This is a genomic window from Sphingomonas aquatilis (assembly GCF_014196115.1).
GTDB lineage: Bacteria > Pseudomonadota > Alphaproteobacteria > Sphingomonadales > Sphingomonadaceae > Sphingomonas > Sphingomonas aquatilis.
Genome location: NZ_JACIDB010000001.1, coordinates 874,667 through 894,076, shown reverse-complemented (window position 1 = coordinate 894,076; position 19,410 = coordinate 874,667). Strand labels below are relative to the sequence as shown.

Genomic DNA, 19,410 nt, shown 5'->3' with positions numbered 1-19,410 from the left:
GTGTATCAGGTCAGCAGGTGCAGCGTGTCGGGTGCGGCCCAGGCCACCGCGCGGCCTTGGGTGGCCAGCGCCGCGGCATCGACGCGGTTGCGATCGGTAACGACGATGCGCAGACGCGTGCCGTGGCGGCTGGCCGAGGCGACATTGCCGCCGCCGCCGAGCGCCGCTTGCAGCGTCGGCGACAGGTCCACCGACTCCGCCGCCGGGTTCGGCGCGGCAGCGACAGGCGCGGCGCCCCCACTCGCATCCGCCGCGTCCCCCGCATCCAGCGCCGCGCGCATGTCCATCGCGAGCGCATCCGCGATGCCGCCGACGATCACCTGCACCGACGTCCCGGACGGACGCAGCACGCCGCGCGCGCCGAGGCTGCGCAGGCGCGCTTCGTCGATCGCGGTGGCGTCCGCCACGCCCAGGCGCAGGCGCGTGGCGCAGGCGTCGATGCTGCGCAGGTTTGCACGCCCGCCGAGCGCCGCGACGAAGGCCGCGGCCTTGGCATCCGCCGGGACGACAGCGGCGGGAGCGGCCCCCGCCTCCACCGGCTCCCGGCCCGGCGTCTTGAGGTCGAACCGCACGATCGCCCAGCGGAACAGCGAGTAATAGACCAGCGCATAGACCGCACCGACGGGCAGCAGCATCAGCGGCTTCGTCGCCTTGCCGTAGTTCAGCACGTAATCGAACAGGCCCGCCGAAAAGCCATAGCCCATGCGCACGCCGAGCGCGTTCATGATCGCTTCCGACAGGCCGGTCAGCACCGCGTGGATCGCGTACAGCACGGGCGCGAGGAACATGAAGCTGAACTCGATCGGCTCGGTCACGCCGGTCAGGAACGAGGTGAGCGCAAGACTGAACAGCATGCCGCCCACCGTCTTGCGCCGATCGGGCGCGGCGGCGTGGTACATGGCCAGGCAGGCGGCGGGCAGGCCGAACATCATGACCGGGAAGAACCCGCTCATGAAACCGCCCGCGGTCGGATCGCCGGCGAAGAAGCGCGTCAGGTCGCCGGTCTTGCCGTGATAATCACCGACGACGAAATAGGCGACATTGTTGAGGATGTGATGCAGCCCCGTCACCAACAGCAGCCGGTTGAGCAGGCCGAAGGCGAACAGGCCGAAGCCGCCCGCGGCGACGACGCCGCGGCTCAGCGCATCGACGCCCGCGTTGATCCCCGCATAGCTCGGCCCCAGCAGCGCGCCGATCGCCAGGCCGGCGAAACCGGCAAGGATCGGCACCAGCCGCCGCCCACCGAAGAAGGCGAGATATTCCGGCAGCTTCACGGTGGCGAAGCGGTTGTAGAACAGGCCACCGACCAGGCCTGCGATGATGCCGATCGGCACCTGCAGCTTGTCGATCGCCGCGCCCTTCCACGCCGTCGCCAACGTCGCGGCGATAGCATCCGCGGTGCCCGGCGGCACCGTGCCGGGGGGCGGCACGAGAAATACCTGCGCGGTGTTGCCGATGGTCAGATAGCAGACGATGCCCGCCATCACCGCGGCACCGTTACCGTCGCGGGCGAAGCCGGTGGCGACGCCCACCGCGAACAGCAGGCCAAGATGCGCGAAGATCGCATCCCCGGCCGCGCTGACGAAGGCGATGTTCAAGAGGTCCGGCTGCCCCAGCCGCAGCAGCAGGCCGGCGACGGGCAGCACCGCGATCGGCAGCATCAACGCGCGGCCGAGCGGCTGGAGGAAGCTCATCACGGAAAAGCGGGACTGGCTCATCGGGCGGCCTCCTCGGCGAAACGTCGGGCACGGCCGCGGACCTCGGCGGCACTGGCGGCAGAGAGCGCGGCGGCGGCAAGGTCCTGCACCGCGGGCAGCGTCAGCCGCGCCACGAGCGCCTTGATCGCGGGCACCCGTGCCGGCGGCACCGACAGCGTGCGCACGCCGAGGCCGACCAGGATGGGCGCGGCGAGTGGATCGGCGGCGAGGCCACCGCAGACGCTGACCGGCACGCCGCGCGTCGCCGCGCCGCGGCAGGTCATCTCGATCAGGCGCAGCACGGCGGGGTGCAGGCCGTCGATCCCGGCGGCGAGCGCCGGATTGCCGCGGTCCATCGCCAGCACATATTGGGTGAGGTCGTTGCTGCCGATCGACAGGAAGTCGCTGTGCGCCGCAATCAGGTCCGCGGTCGCGGCGGCGGCGGGAGTTTCGACCATCGCGCCGAGTTGCACCGGGCCAACGCCGAGTTCGTCCCGCAGGGCATCGAGCGCGGCGCGCACCGCGACCATCTCGTCGACGCTCGCGACCATCGGCACCATGATGCGGCACCGCGCGACATCGGGGACGGAGAGGATCGCGCGCAGCTGCGCATCGAGCACCTCGGGCCGGGCGAGCGCGACGCGGATGCCGCGCAGGCCGAGCGCGGGGTTCTCTTCTGTGGGGATGTCCAGATAAGGCGCCGGCTTGTCGCCGCCGACGTCGAGCAGGCGGATCACGACGGGCCGGTCGGGCAACGCCGCGACGATGCCGCGATAATCCGCCGCCTGTTCCGCGACGTCGGGCGGCGTCGCCCGATCGAGGAACAGGAATTCGGTGCGCAACAGGCCGCAGCCCTCCGCCCCCTGCGCCGCGGCGGCTTGCGCATCGGCGAGGTTGCCGAGGTTGGCATAGACATGGATCGCCTGTCCGTCCGCGGTCGTCGCCGGGCGGTCGCCCGCCGCCAGCGCCGCCGCTTCGTCCGCGGCGCGCTGCGCGATCGTGTCGCGCGCGGCGGCAAGGCATTCCTCGGTCGGGTTGGGGATCAGGATCGCGGCATCGGCGTCGAGCATCAGCACCGCGCCATCGTCGATCGCGTCGATCGCCGTGCCGAGCGCCACCACCATCGGCACACCCATACCCGCGGCGAGGATCGCGACGTGCGACGTCGGCCCGCCGCCCGCCAGGGCGAAGCCCGCCACCTGCGCCGCCGACAGCGCGCCCAGCTGCGACGGCAGCAATTCGTCGGCAAGCACGATCGCCCCTGCGGGCACGCTGGCCAAGGCCGGCTGCGTGCCGAGGATCGCATGCACGACCCGCAGCGCCACGTCGCGAATGTCGTCCGCCCGCTCGGCGATGCGCGCGTTGCCGGAGGCGCGCAGCGCCGCGCCCTGCGTCTCCGCCGCGCTCAGCATCGCCGCGGCGGCGGACAGACCGTTGGCCACCGCCGCATCGGCACGCGCGCGCAGATCCGGATCGGCCAGGATCGCGCGATGCGCCTGCAGCACGCCGCCGAGATGGCCGGGGCGCGCCGCCTCTGCATCCAGCGCTTCATCGACGCTGGCGATGGCGGCGGCGAGCCGCTCGCGCTCGACGACGACACCCTCGCCGGTGCTGGGCACGTCGGGCAGTTCGGCGCGCAGCCAGCAGGCGGGGCCGATCGCGAGGCCCGGCGCCGCCGACACGCCGCCCAGCACGCCCGGCGGCAGCGTCGCCGGGGTGGCGCGCACCACCGGCCGGGCGGCGGGGGCCGGCGCCGCGCCATCTTCCACCTCATGCGTCAACAACGCCTCGATCGCGGCGATCACCCCCTCGGCACCGCTGCCGCGTGCGACGATCGTCACCGGGCTGCCCGTCGCAAGGCCCAGCGACAGCAAGGCGATCGGGCTCGATGCCGCAGCCGTCTGGCCCGCCGCGATGAGCTGGACGTCGGCGCCACTCTCGCGCACCGCCGCGACGATCCGCGCGGCCGGGCGCGCGTGCAGCCCGTGCGGCAGGCGCACGATCGTCTCGTGGCGCACCGTCTCGCCGGACGCGGCGGCGGTCGCGGCGTCGGATGCTCCGCCGACGATGCGGACCAGCGGATCGCCGACCGCGACCAGCCCTTCCCCCGCCGCATCGGTCAGCGACACCGCGGCGCCCTCGACGACGATCACCGGCGTGACCGCGGATGCGGCGCCGAGCACCACGGCGTCGAGATCGAAGCGGATCAGCGGATCGCCGCTGCGCACTGCATCACCGGGCGAGACCAGCGGCGTGAAGCCCTTGCCGGCCATCGCGACGGTATCGATGCCGATATGCATCAGCAGCGCGACGCCCTCGCCAAGGCCCAGCGTCACGGCATGGCCGGCGGCATGAACGGTCAGCACGGTCGCGTCGCAGGGGGCATGCAGCGTGTCGCCGACGGGATCGATGCCCAGCCCCGGCCCCATCATGCCCTCGGCGAAGACCGGATCGGGAATCCCGCTGAGCGGCAGCACCCATCCTGCCAGCGGCGCCTTCAGCTGCACGTTGATCATCCCGTCATCCCTTCGGCCGTTGCCGCCGTCCGATACCGCTCCCTGACGGGGCGATCATACCGATTGAATACCAATCGCAAAGTAAATCTGTAACATCAACGGGAGAGTGCAACGGGCCCGACAATTCCCGACGGCGCCTGCGCATCCGCCTGCACGATCAACACGATAGTCCGCTCGCCAGCACCAGCCGGCAGGGCGGCTGTAATTGGTCCGGTCGCCGCATCCGCCTTGTCGGCGAGCCGTACGCCGTCCACCCACAGCTCCGCCCGCCCGGCGACCGCGGCAAAGGCGATGCGCCCCCCCTTGGCGGCGATCGCGCGGATCGGCGTCACGCGCGCGCGATAGACCTGCCAGCCGCCTTGCGGTTCGGCTGCGGTCGCGGTCCCGCTGCGGACGAAGCTCCAGCTGTTGTTGTCGCCATCGGCGGGCGCCAGGCTGGCGTCGGGCTTGGCGCTCAGCCGCGGCGAGCGACGCCACGAATCGATCGTGCGTACCATCGTCGCCGTCGGCACCTGCACCCGCGGCGTCGCCGCCAGCCGGTCGATCCGCAGCGTCGCCGGCTTCAGGCCGGGCGCCGTCGCGCGCAGCGTGATGCGCCCGCGCGGCGCCGCATCCGCCTGCACGATCACCTGCGCCAGTCCGTTGAAGAGCGATCGGGCATTGCCCTTTTCGGGCTCGTGGCTGTTGGGGTCACCATTGCCCAGCCCGATGATCGCCGCGCCCTCGATCGCGAAGCCGACCAGCAGGTTCGCGGTCGGCACGTGCCGGCCCTTGGCATCCACCGCATCGACGGTGACGGGCTGCACGTCCTCGCCATCGCCCGCCATCACACGCCGCGCCGGCGTCAGGCGCAGCGCGACCGGCGCGCCGACCGTCTCATGCCCCGCCCGCGCGACCTCGCGCCCGCCGCGATACGCGATCGCCTCCAGCGTTCCCGGCGCATAGGAGACGGTAAAGCTGTTCCCCATCAGCCGATCGACCGCCCCCTCGCCGACAACCCGGCCGTTCAGCTTCACGACGATCCGTTCCGCATTGGACATGACGAGCAGCTTGATCGGCTGGCCTTCCTTGCCCGGCCACGTCCAGTGCGGCGCGATGCCGATGACGGGTGCGTCGTCGATCCAGCCGGCGCGGTGGATGTCATAGGCGGTCTTGCGAAAACCGCAGAGGTCGAGGATCCCGAAGAAGCTCGCGATCGTCGGCCAGACGTAGGGCGTCGGCTCGCCATGATAGTCGAAGCCCGTCCAAACGAAGCCGCCCGCGACGAACGGCCGGCCTGCGATCTTCGCCCAGCCGGCGCGATGCGTCTCGCCCCAGGCCGCGGCATGATCGTCCATCGACGACAGGACATGCGCCGCGGCATCGTCGGCAAAGGCGCCGCGCGTCATGAATGCGCTGGTATCCTCCGAACTCGTCATCGGCTTGGTCGGATTCAGGCGATGGAACTTGTCGTAATCGCCCGGATAATAATTGAACCCGACGACGTCGACGACGCTCGACACATTGTGCGGGTTGAAGAACGACCCATTCATCGCCGCGGTCACCGGCCGGCTGTCGTCGAGGCGGCGCACCGCCGCTTCCATCCGCCGCACCATCTCGACGCCCGCCGAGGTGCCCTGCATCGGCTCTTCGTTGAAGACCGACCACAGGATGACGCTGGGGTGATTGCGGTCGCGCCGCACCAGCCATTCCAGCTGCGCCATATAATCGGGCGAGGGATTGAAGTTGCGGTTCTCGTCCATGACGAGGAAACCCATCCGGTCGCAGAGTTGCAGGAAGGCGGTGGTGGGCGCGTTGTGCGAACAGCGGATCGCGTTGCAACCCAGCTCCTTCAGCCGCTCCAGCCGCCACATCAGCAGCGTGTCGGGCACCGCCGTGCCGACGCCGGCATGGTCAAGATGCAGGCACACGCCCTTCAGCTTGACGTGCTGATCGTTTAAAAAGAGGCCCTTGTCGGCATCGAAGCGGATCGTGCGGAAGCCCACCTGCACCCGCCGCGCGTCGACGCTCTTGCCGTCGCGTTCCAGAGCCACCGCCACCGTGTAGAGCGTCGGCGTCTCGACCGACCAGCGCTGCGGGCGCGCGATGGTCAGCGTCGTCGTCAGCTCCGCAGCGTCGAGCGATGGCACCGCCACCAGCTCGCTCGTCGCAGTCGCGACGGTCCGCCCGTCGGGATCGACCAGGCTCGCCACCGCGCGCACGCGCACCGGCGCCGCCTCGGTCGAACGCGCGGTGACGGTCACCGGCACGCGCCAGGCGTCGCCGCCATCATGGCGCGGATCGCAATGCACGCCATCGGTCTCGATCGACACCGGTGCGCGGCGCGCCAGCCACGCATGGCGGTACAGGCCGGCACCTTCGTACCACCAGCCCTCCATGGCATCGGCATCGACGCGGATCGCCACGACGTTCAGCGCATCCCCGAACCGGGCGAACGGCGTGATGTCGAGGTAGAGGCTGTTATAGCCCGACCAATTGTGCGCGACCGGACTGCCGTTCACCCAGACGGTCGCATTGGTCGCGATGCCGTCGAACTGTAATTCCAGGTAACGCCCCTCGTCGGCGGGATCGAGGCGGAAGGCACGGCGATACCAGCCGATCCCGCGCGGACGGTAGCCCTGCGACGGATTGGCGCTTTCGACGAACGGCTGGAAGCTTGCCCAGTCGTGCGGCAGCGTGACGGGGCGCCATTCGCTGTCGTCATAGTCCATCGCCGCCGCGCCGCGGGCGTTGCCCGCCTTGGCGCGCAGATACGTCTCTTCGTGCGTCGTCGCGGGCGGCACGATCACGTCGCCCTCATGGAACAGCCAGCCCGTGTCGAAGCCGATCCGCGACGGATCGATCACCGGCAGCGGATCGGGCAGCCGATCGGTGGGCGGCGGCATCGGCAGCGCGCCATAGCCCGTCGCGCTCCTGGCGGAGGCGATGGCGGGCAACCCCGCCGACAAACCCAATGTCAGGCCGGCTCCGGCGGCTGTCCCGAGAAGCTGCCGCCGGTCGATCGTCATGCGTTTACCGCCTCATGCTCTTTCGCCGCGGCGCCCGGCACCGCGACGCCGCCGATCACCGTTTCGACCGGCGCCATCGCCGCGGTCAGTCGCGCCCAGTCCGCGCGCAGCCCGGCGGCGAGCGTGCCCCGCTCCGCCTCCAGGCCCAGGAAGGCCGCGGGATTGCCCGCCGCCATCCGCGCCGCCACCGCCGGCTCCAGCCCCAGCATGCCCATCGCATTGGCCACCGCGGTCGCCATGTCGAGGTCCGATCCGGCGAGCGTACCGTCCTCATACGCGCAGATGCCGTCCGCCACGCGGATCTGGCGCCCTTGCAGCACGAAGTCCTTATGCTCCGCGCCGACCGAGGACATGGCGTCGGTGACGAGCATCATCCGCTCCGGCCCGCGCGCGCGGATCGCGATGCGCAGCACGGCGGGCGCGACATGCACGCCATCGACGATCAGCCCGCACCAAGGCCGCGGATCGTCCAGCGCAGCGCCGACCAGGCCCGGCGTCCGCTGCACCATCGCGGGCATCGCGTTGAACAGATGGGTAATTCCCGTCAGCCCGGCGTCGAACGCCGCGAGCGCCGTGTCATAGGGCACTTCGGTATGCCCCGCGCTGACGCGCACGCCAGCCGCCGCCAACCGGCGGATATGCTCGATGTTCGCGAGTTCGGGCGCGATCGTCACCATCGTCACGCCGCGCCGCGGCTTGGCGAGCAGCGCGACCATTTCTTCGTCGAGCAGGCGGAAGCGCCCGGCATCGTGGATGCCCTTGCGCGCGACGTTCAGGAACGGCCCTTCGATATGCACGCCGACGACGCCCGGCACGCCCGCACCGATCGCCTGATCGACGGCATCCAGCGCCAGCGCGATCCGGTCGGGCGTGTCGCTGATCAGCGTCGGCATCAGCGCGGTCGTGCCATAGCGCGCGTGCGCCGCGGCGATGGCGCGCACGCCCTCGACGGTCGGCTCGTCGTTCAGCAGCACGCCGCCGCCGCCGTTGACCTGCGTGTCGATGAAGCCGGGCATCACCCAGCCCCCCTCCAGGTCGACCGCATCGGTCGCCGCGCCGTCGAGCGGGCGGATGCTCGCGATCCGATCGCCGGTGACGACGATCTCGGCGCCGCGCCACACGGCATCGCCGACCACGACGTGGCCGTTGGTGAAGCGATGGGCGGTGCTCATAGCGTGCGCGTCACCTTGGCGAGATGCGGTGGCGAATCGGGGTCGAGCCCGCGATGCCGCGACAGCGCTTCGGCGAGGCCATAGAAGCTCGCCAGCATCAGGATCGGCTGCACCGCCGGATGCGCCTCCAGCGCCGGCAGGTTCGCGCGGTCGTCGCCGGCATGCGCCGCCAGCACCGCCGCGCCGCGTTCGCGGAACGTCTCGACCACCGCCATTACGTCCTCGCCCGCCGCGTCGGACGTGGCGAGCGCCAGCACCGGATAGCCTTCGCCGACGATCGCCATCGGGCCATGACGAACCTCGGCGGCGCTGAACGGCTCAGCCTGCAACTGGCAGGTTTCCTTCAGCTTCAGCGCGCATTCCTGCGCCACGCCGAAGCCATAGCCGCGACCGATCACGAACATTTGCTTGGCCTCGGCGAGCACGTCCACGCCCGCGTTCCAGTCGAGCGTCACTGCCGCATCGAGCTGTTCGGGCAGCGCCGCGACCGCCGCCTTCAGCGCCTCGTCGCCCGACCAGGCCGCGACCAGCGCGGCAAGACCCGCCATCGCCGCGATGCACGACTTGGTGGCCGCGACCGACTTCTCCGGCCCCGCCGACAGCGCGAGCAGCGTATCCGCCATCTCGGCGAGCGGCGACGTTTCGTCGTTCACCAGTGCGACCACCTCCGCCCCCGCCTTGGCATGCGCCTCGACGGTCGCGAGCAGGTCCGGGCTGCGGCCCGATTGCGAAATCGCGATGCACAGCGCGCGGCGCGTCGACACCGGCGCATCGAACAGCGACACGACCGAGGGCGCCGCGGACGCGACCGGCACGCCGACCATCGTCTCGATCAGATATTTGCCATAGGTCGCGGCATGATCGGACGACCCGCGGGCGCAGGTAACGACGACGTCGGGCGCGTTCGCACGCAGGCGTTCGCCCAGCGCGGTCAGCGCCTCGGCGTTGCGTGCCACCAGCCGCGCGACGGTCGCCCCCGCCTCCAGCGTCTCGGCGCGCATCAGCGTCGTGCCGATCGTCGTGTCCGTCATCGTATCCGTCGTCACAGCAAGCGCCCTTCGCTAAGGATCAGGTGTCGGCGAGCTCGGCCACGAAATCGTAGCTGTCGCCGCGGTAATAGGATCGGGTGAATTCGACCGCGCGGCCGTCGCGCAGGAAGGCGCGCCGCTCGATCAGCAGCCCGGGCGAGCCGGGATCGACGCCCAGCATGCGCGCATGATCGCCGCCGAACGGCACCGCGCGCAGCCGCTGCAACGCGCGGACCGGGCGATGCCCCGCCTCGGTCAGCGCCGTGTACAGCGAGGCATCGACCGCATCGACCGACGGCAGGCAGAAGCCGGCGATCGTCGACAGCTCCAGCGCCATCGGCACCTCGTCGGCGAAGCGCAGCCGCTGGAAGCGATAGACCGGCGCGCTGGGCGACAGCGCCAACGCCATCGATTCCTCGGGCGACACGATGCCGGCCGCACGCGAAATCCACGCGCTCGACGGCACGCGCCCGCGCGCGACCATATCTTCCGAAAAAGACGACAATTTGCTGAAATTCTTCTCGACGCGCCCGGCAACGAACGTCCCCGCGCCGCGACGGCGGGTCAGCAGGCCTTCCTCGACCAGCCCCTCGATCGCCTTGCGCACCGTGATGCGCGACACGCCATATTCGACCGCCAGATCGCGCTCCGCGGGGATCGCATCGCCGCGCGTGATGACGTCCGTGGCGATCGCGTCACGGATCAGCTGTTGCAGCTGGAGATAGAGCGGCGAGGGATTTTCAGCGCGGAACCGCCCCACCTTGCTCATGAAACTCATCGTCGATCCCCTTTTCCGCAAGCGTCTTCGGCATCAGGCGTGCCACGCTACGCGGACCGGCGCCAGTGGCACCTTGCGCTACAATTGTCTTAGATTGGACTTGTCGTCAATCGCCTGTCGCAGCGCTGCGACTCTATTGGCATTGGTCTGGCGCGGCAGCGGACCGAAGCCAAAGCGATCCTGCTCCACTGTCGGCGCAGGATCGCTGGCCGAGCCGTGCAGCGCGCCCGCATTGGTCGCATCCAGCAGCGCGGCTGCCGTGTCGGACGCCACCCCCGCCCCCGCCATGATCGTGCAACGCCCCGCCGCGCGCGCAACCATCGCCGCGATCGTCGCCGCCCCCTCCATCGCGGTGCGCGCGCCGCCGGAGGTCAGCACATGGTCGAACCCCAACGAAACCGCCACATCGACCGCGGCTACCGGGTCGGCCACGACATCGATCGCCCGGTGCAAGGTGAGCGGCGGGCAATCCTCGCCAAGCCCCGCGATCCAGGCCTGCATCGCCTGCTCCGCAAGCGTTGCACCCGCCGTCGCGCCAAACACCAGCCCCTGAACCCCGGCCGCGACGAGAGCACGCGCGTCGGCCAACGCCAGCGCCAGATCGTCGGCGTCATAGTCGAACCCGCCCGCCCGCGGCCGCACCATCGCCCGCACGGGCACACCCGCTGGCACCGCCAGCGCGAGGACCTCCGCGACCAACCCCGCCGACGGCGTCAGCCCACCGAGCGCCAGCGCACTGCACAGCTCGATCCGGTCACATCCCCCGCGGATCGCCGCCGCCGCGCCCACCGCCGATTCGACGCAGATTTCCAGCGCGACTCGGGAGCGCTCCACTGTTTGCGATACCATCACCCCGAAATCTCCTTTGGAACGGCGTTTCACCCTAAACGGCTGATCGTACGAGAGCGAAACGACACAATAGGTCAGCTACCCTACCAAAATAAATGTTACAGTTTTTATATATACCATTTGGGCTTTATTGGATATGTAGCAACGCAGCAGCAACGAGCAGGAAACGCGTAACTGTTTCGCCGTCGCTGCACTGTCGCCGGCTTTGCGGCAGCTGGGAACATAAGGGGGGGCATGCGGCCGGGCGTGTTCCATATTCAGGGAACAGCCTATGCGCCTGCGCCACGTGATCCTCGTCTCCACCATTCTTGCCGGATTCGCCGGCAGCGCCCACGCACAGGAAGCGCCGACCGCTACGCCGACGGGAAGCACCCAGACCTCGGGCCAGACCGACGCCGCGGGCGACGACATTGTCGTCACCGGTTATCGCGGGTCGCTGCGCGAAGCCATCAACGTCAAGCGGAACGCCAACGCCGTTGTCGACGTGATCACCGCGGAAGACGTCGGCAAGTTCCCCGACCGTAACGTCGCGGAATCGCTCTCACACATCCCGGGCGTCAGCATCGACCGTCGCTTTGGCGAAGGCGAGAAGGTCGCGATTCTCGGCACCGATCCGGCGCTCAACCGCATGCTGCTGGACGGCCACGCGCTTGCCTCGGCAGACTGGGGTGGCAACGACAACGATCCGTCGAGCCGCACCTTCAACTATTCGCTGCTGGCACCGGAACTGGTCGACCGGCTGGAAGTCTACAAGTCGCCGGAAGCGCGTATCGAGGAAGGCAGCCTGGGCGGCACCGTGATCGTCCGCACCCGCCGTCCGCTCGACTTGGCAGCCAATGCGATCTTCGCCTCGGGCGGCTATTCGTACAACGACCGTTCCAACAAGGGCAATGTTCGCGCGTCCGGCCTCTATAGCTGGAAGAATGCCGACGAGACGTTCGGCATCCTGGTCGCAGCCACCTACGACAAGCAGAACCTGACCCGCGCGGGCGTCGAATTCTTCGGCTACGACAATGTCGCTCCGAACGGTACGGGCGCGTGCCCTTACAACAGCCCGTTCGTCAACTGCACCAACGGCACGCTGAGCCTGAAGAGCCAGGGCGCTACGATCAACGGCGGCACGATCGCCGACCTGTATAAGGCGACCTCGCCGTTCGGCATCAACTATGCCTATTTCCAGCAGCAGCGCCAGCGCGCCAGCGTCACCGGCACCGTCCAGTATCGGCCGCGTCCTGACCTGACGTTCACGCTGAACGGCCTGCACATCGACGGCAACTACAACAATTATAGCCAGTCGATGTACACGATCCCCGGCGCATGGACCGGCAGCGTGCTGCAATCAGCGACGGTGAGCAACGGCGTGGTTACTGGCGCGACGTTCGGCGCCGCTCCCAATCAGAGCGCACAGCTCGACACGCTGGTCCGCCGGACGAAGCTGAAGACCGACAACGTCAATCTGTTCGCCGATTGGGAAGGCGACAATGGCGCCAAGATCGCCTTCGCGGGCGGCTGGTCGAAGGCAACCGGTGGGCGCAATCCGGAATATCTCTTCAACGTCCAGACCAAGCTGCCTTACAGCTATGCGTTCACGCCGGACTCGGCGACGGTCAACTTCACCGGCGACCTGACCAACCCCGCGAATTATTTCACCAACCCCAATAACAACCCTGCCCAGATCGAGGGGCGTCCGCTCATCATCAATGGCAAGCAGCTTGTCGGCGCCCAGATCGGGGGGCTCGATTACAGCGTGACGACCGACCGCGACATTTTTGGCGGGTACGACGCCACCGTGCCCGTCGCGTTGGGCCCGCTCACGCAGATCCTCATCGGATCGCGGGTCACTGACCACGTCAACCGCGTGGACGCTCGCGGGATCAACACTTACCTCACGTCCTCACGCACGGCGAACCAGCTCGGCGTAACGACGCTGACCACACCCGACGGCACGTTCGACGGCAGCGGCGGCATGGGCAACGCGACCAAGTATCTGAACCTGCCGGATCAGGCCGTGATCGACATTCTAGCGAATGCGATCAACAGCCCGCTCGTCACGAAGGTCGGCGCGTCCACCAAGGTACGCGAGACCGTGATCGCCAGCTACGTCCAAGCGAACTTCGAACAGGGTCCGCTTCGCGGCAACGTTGGTGGTCGGCTGGTGTACACGCGCGATGTGTCGAACTTCGCTACCACGCCTAGCGCCGTTGCGAACCCGCAGCCGATCCCGACCCGTGTCGCGACCGACTATCTGAAGTTCCTGCCGAGCGCGAACGTTGCCTGGACGATCTCGCCGAAGGTCATTCTGCGCGGTGCCGTGGCCAAGGTGATCTCGCGTCCGCGCTATCAGGATCTGGCTGCCGCGACCTCGCTCAACGACATCACGCTCGACGGCGGCGGCGGCAATCCGAACCTGAAGCCGTACGAGTCGGTGAACTACGAACTGACCGCGGAATGGTATCCGCGGAGCGGCACGCTGCTTGCGGTCGAACTCTTCCGCCGCGACATCAAGAACTACGTCATCGCGTTCCGTCAGAACGTCGACTATTTCAACGCGCTGCAGAACCGGATCACCACGTACAACGTCAGCCAGCCGATCAACGGCGCGAAGGCGACGGTGAACGGCGTGCTCGTGTCGGGGCAGGCTGAAATCTGGGGCGGGTTCGGCCTGCAGGCGAACTATTCCTATCAGGATAGCAGCACCTCGTCGGTCGACGTCACGGGCACGACGCTGAATCTGCCTTATCTGTCGAAGCACACGGTCAACGTGATCCCTTACTTCGAAAAGGGTCCGTTCCAGGCTCGCGTCAGCTACAACTACCGCACCTCTTATTTCCGCACGATCGGCCGCCTCGGCTCGCGCGAGATGGTGGCGCCGTACAATCAGCTCGACGCGTCCGCCTCTCTCAACCTGCTGGACGGCGTCGTGCTCAGCGTGAACGCGCAGAACCTGCTCGACGAAACCTATCGTCAGTATAACGCGACCCCGGATCGTCCGACCGCCTTCTACAAGAATGGCCGCACCTTCTCCGCAGCCTTGTCGTTCCGCATGTAAGATATTGGCGCCGGCCGATCGACGGCCGGCGTCGCACTGTTCCTCCCCGGCGAGCGCGCTCCCCTGCGCGCTCCGGCCTCGGACCCCGGCTCGCTATCCAGCGACGCCGGGGTCTTTTTTGTGACTTTTTGATGCGCGGGCATGGACGCCGCGACGATGCTGCTTCAAGATACATGCAATACCAAAACATGACCAAGGGGCAGGCATGACGCAGCACGTCGGTATCGCAACCATCGTCGGGGGAGCGGCGCTGGCCCTGCTCGCCTCCGCCACCCCTGCCATCGCGCAGACGGGCGCAGAGCCTGCGCTCGCGCTGCTGCCGATGCCGCAATCGGTGGTCCGCGGTACGGGCAGCTTCACCGTCGCCAACGGCGCGAGCATCGCCGCGACCGATGCCGGCGCCACCGCCGCGGCCCGCCTGCTCGCCGACCACGTCCGCACCACGCGCGGCCTCACTCTCACCCCCGGCACCACCGGCGCGATCCGCCTCGTCCGCGACGCCAGCGTCACCGGCGACGAAGCCTATCGCCTCATGGTCACGCCGCAGGGGATCACCGTCGCCGCATCGGGGAACCGCGGCCTCGTCCATGGCGCGATGACGCTCGCGCAATTGCTCAGCCCCGATGCGGCGTTCGGCAAGCCCGTCGCCGTGCCTGCGCTGACCATCACCGACGCACCGCGCTTCGGCTGGCGCGGGCTGATGATCGACCCCGCGCGTCACTTCCTGCCCATGCCGGCGCTGCGCGCGATCGTCGACCAGATGGCGAGCGTAAAGCTCAACACGCTCCACCTGCACCTGACGGACGATCAGGGCTGGCGTGTCGAAATCAAGAAATACCCCAAGCTCACCAGCATCGGCGGCTGGCGCCTGCCGCCCTGGACGGGTGGCCCGCAGCCTACCGAGAAGGACCGCGTCGGCGGCTTCTACACCCAGGCGGAATTGAAGGAGCTGGTCGCCTATGCCGGCGTGCGCGGCATCACCATCGTGCCCGAGATCGACCTGCCCGGCCACGCCAATGCGCTCGTCGCCGCCTATCCGGAGCTCGGCATCCTCGGCGACCGGCCGCTGGTGAGCAACAATTGGGGCATCATGCCCTATCTGTTCAATCCGGGGCCGAAGGGCATCGCCTTCGTCAAGGACGTGCTCGACGAGCTGATGACGATCTTCCCCGGCACCTACATCCACCTCGGCGGCGACGAAGCGGTCAAGGACCAGTGGGAACGCAGCCCCGAGGTGCAGGCGCAGATGAAGGCGCTGGGCATCAAGACCGAAAACGCCCTGCAAAGCTGGATGATCGAACAGTTCGGCACCTACCTCCAGTCCAAGGGCCGCCGCCTGATCGGCTGGGACGAGATCCTGGAGGGCGGCCTGCCCGCCTCCGCCTCGGTCATGTCGTGGCGCGGCGAACAGGGCGGGATCGACGCCGCCAACATGGGGCATGACGTCGTCATGTCGCCGGGCAACCCGCTCTACCTCAACGGCTTGCAGAGCCGCCGCAGCGACGAGCCGCCCGGCCGGCTCGACATCACCACGCTGCAACAGGTCTATGCCTACGACCCGCTGCCCAAGGGCATCGCCGCCGACAAGGCGCACCACGTGCTTGGCGCGCAGGGCAATCTGTGGAGCGAATATATCGTCACGCCGGGGCAGCTCCAGCATCTGATCTTCCCGCGCGCCGGCGCGCTCGCCGAAATCACCTGGTCGCCCAAGGTGCAGCGCGACCGGCCGACGGACCTCGTCGCCTTCCTCCCCCGCCTGCAACGCCAGGACGATCGCTGGGCCCGCGCCAGCATGCGCGTCGCCGACAGCGCTTTTGCGGTTGGCTTCGACCTCACCGGCACGCGCGGCGATGCGCTGCGCAAGAACAGCGTGGCGCTCGCGCTGTCGACGCAGGTCCCCTATGGCACGATCCGCTACACCGTCGACGGCAGCGCGCCGACGCTACGCTCACCCGCCTACACCTCGCCGTTGACGCTGAAGCCCGGCATCCTGGTGAAGGCCGTCGCCTTCGACGCGAATGGCGCCCCGACCGCCGCGGTGCGCAGCTTCGACACGTCGCGCGCAACCCTGCTCGCGCGCTCGAGTTCGGACATGGCCGCCTGTCCCGCCGGCGCACTCGGCCTGCGCGTGCCGTTGACCTCGGAAGCGACCGCCGACGCGCCCGTCTACAACATCAACCTGTTCGACACCTGCACGCTCTACCCCGACGCGCCGCTCGACGTCGCGCGCGGCTATAGCGTCGAGGTCGTGCGCCTCGCCCGCCATTACGGCCTCGCGCACGAACAGCGCATGGTGCGCGAACATTACAATGTGTCGGCGCATGGCGAGCTGCTTGTGCAGATCGGCTGCATCGCCGCCGCTGCCGCGCAAAAGGCCGGCGACAAGACCGCCCACCCGATCGCGGTCGGCGCCTTCCCGCTGCCCGATCCGAAGACGGCGCCGCAGCGCTTCACGCTGTCGGGCACGCTGCCGATGATGACGGGCGATCGCGACGTCTGCTTCCAGTTCACCTCCCCGCTAACCGACCCCTCCTATACGGTGGGCAAGGTTCAGCTGACGGAAGGTTCGAAGTGAAGCGCGCCCTCCTGACCCTGCTGCTCGCCACCTCGCCGCTTGCCGCGCGCGAGGTGGTGCCGCTCGATGGCGCATGGCAGGCGCGGCTCGACCCCGCCGACACCGCCGCCGTCAAGGCACATCCGAAGGAAGCGCGCTGGTTCGCCGCGCGCGTGCCGGGTAGCGTGCAGGAAGACCTGATCCGCCTGAAACGCGTGCCCGATCCCTTCATCGGCACCAATGAAGGCGCGATCCAATGGGCCGGCTTGTCGGCGTGGCAGTACCGCAAGACGCTGACCGTCACGCCGCAGATGCTCGCGCACCGGCACCTCGACCTCGTGTTCGACGGGCTCGACACGTTCGCGACCGTCACCGTCAACGGCCAGCCGCTGCTGACCGCGGACAATGCCCACCGCCGTTGGCGTGCCGATGCAAAGCCGCTGCTCAAGGCGGGCGACAACGAAATCCTCGTCACCATCGCCAGCCCGATCAAGACGCTCCAGCCGATGGTGCTGAAGGAAGCGCACCCGCTGCCTGGCGAATATGACAGCGCGTTCGGCGACGAGCCCAAGGGCGTGCAGACCAGCCCCTATATCCGCAAGCCCAAATATCAGTACGGCTGGGACTGGGGTCCCCGTCTCGTCGCCGACGGCATCTGGCGGTCGGTCAAGCTGGAGGCGTGGGACGATGCCCGCCTCGATCATGTCCGCGTCGCGCAGGACGCGCTGAACGATGCCGAGGCGCGCGTGACCGCGCACGCCACCGTGGTCGCGGATACCAGCAAGCAGGTCACGCTCACCGCCACCGTCACCGGCCCGGACGGCAGCCGCCAGACCGGCCAGGCGACCGTCACGCTCGCCCCGGGCGAAAACCCGGTCGCGATCCCGCTGACCATACCGCGGCCGCAGCGCTGGCAGCCGGTCGGCTATGGCGCGCAGCCGCTCTACACCGTCGCCACCACCTTCGACGGCGACACGCAGACGCGCTCCATCGGCCTGCGCACCGTCACGCTCGACCGCAGGCAAGGCGCGTTCGGCTTCGTCGTCAACGGAACGCCGATCTTCGCCAAGGGCGCGAACGTCATTCCGTTCGACAGCTTCCCCGCCCGCGTCGACCCGGCCGAACCCGAAGCGCTGCTGAAGGCAGCGCGCGACGCGAACATGAATATGGTCCGCATCTGGGGCGGCGGCTATTATCTCGACGACGCCTTCTACGCCGCCGCCGATCGGATGGGCATCATGGTGTGGCAGGACTTCATGTTCGGCGGATCGGTGACGCCCCCCGACGCCGCCTTCCGCGCCAATGTCGCCGCCGAAGCCGACGAACAGGTCGCGCGGATCGGCGACCACCCCTCGATCGTGATCTGGGCCGGCGGCAACGAAGTGCTGTCGGGCTGGGAAAACTGGGGCGACCGCAAGGCGTTCAAGAAGGCGGTTGGCGCCGACGAGCAGGAACGGATCGGCGCCGGCATGGCCGTGCTGTTCGACCGCGTGCTGCGCGCTGCGGTGACGCGCAACAGCCCCGGCACGCCCTATATGCCCGGTTCACCCTCGACCGATTACGAAGGCCCCGTGGATACCGACGCCAATGGCGACCGCCATTTCTGGGACGTGTGGTCGGGATCGAAGCCGGTCGAGAATTATCTCGACAGCTGCCCGCGCTTCATGAGCGAATATGGCTTCCAGTCGATGCCGACCATGGCAACGATCCGCCTGTTCGCCGGGAAGGGAACGCTCGACCCCGAAAGCCCGGTGATGAAGGCGCACCAGAAGTTCCTGGCCGGCGAGGGCAACGCCCGCCTGAAGCTTTACCTCGACCAGCGCCTGCGTGCCCCCAAGGATTTCGCCGACTTCGTCTACCTCACGCAGGTCAATCAGGCGCAGGCGATCGACCTCGCCGCGCGCCACCATCGCGCCTGCCGCCCGGTGACGATGGGCTCGTTGTTCTGGCAATTGAACGACGTCTGGCCGTCGATCAGCTGGGCGAGCATCGACCATCTCGGCCAGTGGAAGCTGCTGCAATATCAGGCGAAGCGCTTCTTCGCGCCCCAGGCGATCGTTGCCGAACATCGCAATGGCGCGACCCGCGTCGTGCTGGTGTCGGACGCGACCGGCGCCATCCCCGCGCACTGGCGCGTGACGGTACGCGACATGACCGGCGCGACGCTGGGCGTGCGCGAAGCCGACGCGACGCTCGCGCCGCTGTCGTCGACCAATGTCGCGACGCTGTCCGACGCCGACCTGTTCGGCAGCGCCGATCCGGCGAAGAGCTATGCCGTCGCCGAATTGATCGTCGGCGGCAAGGCCGTCAGCCGCACGATCGTCGAACGCCTCGTGCCGAAGGACATGGCCTATCCCGATCCGGGCCTGACCATGCGCCGCTCGGGCAACGACCTGACGATCACCGCAAAGAACCTCGCCCGCGCGGTGATGGTCGACATGGGCGATACACCCGGCCAGGCAAGCGACAGCGGCTTCGACCTGCTGCCGGGCGAGAGCAAGACGGTAACGCTGACCGGCAAACAGATGCCCGTACTACGGACGCTGGCCCGCTGATGGCGGCCACAATGCCCCCCCACTCCCCCCGTCACCCCGGACTTGTTCCGGGGTCCACTCCGCGGCGAGGGGCGTGGCAAGAGGCTCGAATGCTGCCCCCGCGGCCCGCTGGACCCCGGAACAAGTCCGGGGTGACGAAGCATGCGGGGCACCCCAACCGCACACCCTCTTCGCGTCTTCGCGTCTTCCCGCGAACCATCACCG

At 68.8% G+C, this 19,410-nt stretch carries 10 protein-coding genes; 3 read left to right on the top strand and 7 right to left on the bottom strand.

The features are described 5' to 3' along the window. Positions 1–5: 5 nt before the first annotated feature. From nagE to GGR47_RS04055, 7 genes are all read right to left on the bottom strand, one after another. Positions 6–1,694 (bottom strand): N-acetylglucosamine-specific PTS transporter subunit IIBC, encoded by a 1,689-nt coding sequence (gene nagE / locus GGR47_RS04085; protein WP_183949465.1) that lies wholly within the window; start codon positions 1,692–1,694, stop codon positions 6–8. A 20-nt stretch (positions 1,695–1,714) separates the two neighbouring features. Next, a complete protein-coding gene (ptsP, locus tag GGR47_RS04080; RefSeq protein ID WP_183949435.1) occupies positions 1,715–4,213 on the bottom strand; it encodes a phosphoenolpyruvate--protein phosphotransferase in 2,499 nt (832 codons plus the stop codon). A gap of 95 nt (positions 4,214–4,308) precedes the next feature. Next, entirely contained in the window at positions 4,309–7,221 is a 2,913-nt protein-coding gene (gene galA, locus GGR47_RS04075; RefSeq protein ID WP_147036032.1) for a beta-galactosidase GalA, read from the bottom strand. Then, positions 7,218–8,393 carry an N-acetylglucosamine-6-phosphate deacetylase gene (gene nagA / locus GGR47_RS04070; protein WP_063688243.1) on the bottom strand — a complete coding sequence of 392 codons (1,176 nt, stop codon included), beginning with the start codon at positions 8,391–8,393 and terminating at the stop codon, positions 7,218–7,220. The genes galA and nagA overlap by 4 nt, the downstream gene beginning before the upstream one ends. Next, a complete protein-coding gene (locus GGR47_RS04065) occupies positions 8,390–9,424 on the bottom strand; it encodes an SIS domain-containing protein (protein WP_147036043.1) in 1,035 nt (344 codons plus the stop codon). The genes nagA and GGR47_RS04065 overlap by 4 nt, the downstream gene beginning before the upstream one ends. Positions 9,425–9,461: 37 nt before the next feature. Further along, positions 9,462–10,199, bottom strand: coding sequence for a GntR family transcriptional regulator (locus GGR47_RS04060; protein WP_020486424.1), 738 nt, complete (start codon positions 10,197–10,199; stop codon positions 9,462–9,464). 78 nt (positions 10,200–10,277) lie between these two features. Beyond that, positions 10,278–11,048 (bottom strand): copper homeostasis protein CutC, encoded by a 771-nt coding sequence (locus GGR47_RS04055; RefSeq protein WP_221204655.1) that lies wholly within the window; start codon positions 11,046–11,048, stop codon positions 10,278–10,280. 271 nt (positions 11,049–11,319) lie between these two features. Here GGR47_RS04055 and GGR47_RS04050 point away from each other — a divergent pair, with 271 nt between their 5' ends. From GGR47_RS04050 to GGR47_RS04040, 3 genes are all read left to right on the top strand, one after another. Beyond that, positions 11,320–14,097 (top strand): TonB-dependent receptor, encoded by a 2,778-nt coding sequence (locus GGR47_RS04050; protein ID WP_147036033.1) that lies wholly within the window; start codon positions 11,320–11,322, stop codon positions 14,095–14,097. A 205-nt stretch (positions 14,098–14,302) separates the two neighbouring features. Continuing rightward, positions 14,303–16,672, top strand: coding sequence for a beta-N-acetylhexosaminidase (locus GGR47_RS04045; protein WP_147036034.1), 2,370 nt, complete (start codon positions 14,303–14,305; stop codon positions 16,670–16,672). Then, the gene (locus tag GGR47_RS04040; RefSeq protein WP_147036035.1) at positions 16,669–19,206 is read left to right on the top strand and encodes a beta-mannosidase; all 2,538 of its coding nucleotides are present in this window, start codon (positions 16,669–16,671) and stop codon (positions 19,204–19,206) included. The genes GGR47_RS04045 and GGR47_RS04040 overlap by 4 nt, the downstream gene beginning before the upstream one ends. Positions 19,207–19,410 lie beyond the last annotated feature (204 nt).